General features: G+C 63.0%; 2 protein-coding genes. Both read left to right on the forward strand.

What is annotated here, in order from left to right:
• Positions 1–1,154: IS256 family transposase (locus GOAMI_RS22175; protein WP_006438888.1), on the forward strand; the 1,154-nt coding region annotated here is incomplete at its 5' end.
• Between the two features lie 49 nt (positions 1,155–1,203).
• Positions 1,204–1,947 (forward strand): Mu transposase domain-containing protein (locus GOAMI_RS22180; RefSeq protein WP_006438889.1); only part of this gene is annotated, 744 nt, incomplete at its 3' end.

Consider the following 1,947-nt stretch of genomic DNA (forward strand, 5'->3'; position numbering starts at 1 on the left):
TCGGCTATGAGAAGGGTGATCCGGCCGGTCGGGAGTTGCCCAACGCCCGCAACGGTTCGAGCCCGAAAACGGTGGCCTCTGAGGCCGGGCCGGTCGAGCTGAACATTCCTCGTGACCGTGACGGGACGTTCACCCCGCGGCTGGTCCCGAAGGGCTCCCGCCGGCTTGGCGGTCTCGATGACATCATCATCTCGCTGTACGCCGGCGGCATGACGTTGCGCGATATCCAACACCATTTGGCCTCCACGATCGGCACCGATCTCTCGCACGAGACGATCTCCAAGATCTGCGACGAGGTCCTTGATGCGGTCGATGAATGGCAGAACCGGCCGCTGGAGCCGTTGTATCCCGTCATCTACCTCGACGCGCTGGTGGTGAAGGTCAAAGACGGTGCCCATGTTCGAAACAAGCACGCCCACATCGCTATTGGCGTCGACATGGCCGGCGTCAAGCATGTGCTGGGAATCTGGATACAGGCCGAAGAAGGCGCCAAGTTCTGGGCCGGGGTGGGTGCGAATCTGGCCAACCGCGGCGTCAAGGACGTGCTGATCGTGTGCTGTGATGGGCTCACCGGATTGCCCGAGGCAATCGAGGCGACCTGGCCGCTGGCCACGGTGCAAACCTGTGTGGTGCATCTGATCCGTAACTCGATGCGGTTCGTGAACTACAAAGACCGCAAAGACGTGGCCCGGGCGATCAAACCGATCTACACCGCCCCCGATGCCGAGACCGCTCGGCGTGAGTGGGAGGCTTTCCGGGACTCAGAGCTGGGGGTCAAGTATCCGAGTGCGGCATTGGCATTCGACCGCGCGTGGGATCGGTTCATCCCGTTCCTGGCATTCCCTCCCGAGCTGCGCAAAGTCATCTACACCACCAACTCGATCGAGTCATTGAACTACCAACTGCGCAAGGTCATCAAGAACCGCGGCCATTTCCCCAACGACATCGCGGTCCGCAAACTGTTGTGGCTGGCCATCTGCGACATCGAAGACAAACGAGCCGCTCAACGACTCAAAGAACGCGGGACCAGGCGGTCACAGCCCCGTAAGGCCCTCGGGCGACTGGTCGAGGGCCAGGTCGTCACCAACTGGAAACAGGCCCTCGGACAACTCGCACTGGCCTACCCCGACCGGATCGAACCCCACCTCAGCTAAACCCCACAGACCACAAGAAAATCAGGAGTCACGTTCTTACACAGACATCTTGACAAGCTCCGGGTTCGTCACCGACACCGCCCGAGTCGCCACACCAACCGACAAGCCGCGGGTAGAACGCACCATCCACTACGTGCAGAACAACTTTTGGGCCGGTGAGCGATTCTCGAGCCTGCCCGATGCCCAGGCCGCCGCGGTGGCGTGGTGCCAGAGCACCGCGGGGCTGCGGATTCACGGCACCACCGCCGCCGCGCCAGCGGTGCTGTTCGACACAGACGAGCGCGCCCACCTGTTACCGATACCGGCCGACTACGACGTACCGATCTTCAAAACTGTCAAGGTGCACAGAGACTTTCACGCCTCGGTCGGCAAAGCACTGTACTCACTGCCCGAAACCTGGATCGGCTCGACACTGGACGTTCGCCTGGACAGCGAAGCGGTGAAGTTCTATCACCGCGGCGAGTTGGTCAAGCAACACCCGCGCCAGCCCGCCGGTGGGCAGAGCACCGACCCCAACGACTACCCCGCAGACAAGGCCGCCTACGCGCTGCGCAACATCAGCAAGCTGCAGGCCACCTGCGAGCATCACGGCCCCCATATCGGGCTCTACGCGGCCCGTATCGTCGACGACCCGCGCCCGTGGTCTCGGGTGCGGGCGGTGTACACCCTGCTCGGCCTGGTGCGCACCTACGGGCCCGGACCTGTCGATGCTGCCTGTGCCACCGCCCTGGAGTTCGATGTCATCGCCGTGCCCAAGATCGCCTCGATGCTTGAGCAGGCCACCGAGAACACC

It is taken from the genome of Gordonia amicalis NBRC 100051 = JCM 11271 (genome assembly GCF_000332995.1).
GTDB classification, from domain to species: Bacteria; Actinomycetota; Actinomycetes; order Mycobacteriales; family Mycobacteriaceae; genus Gordonia; species Gordonia amicalis.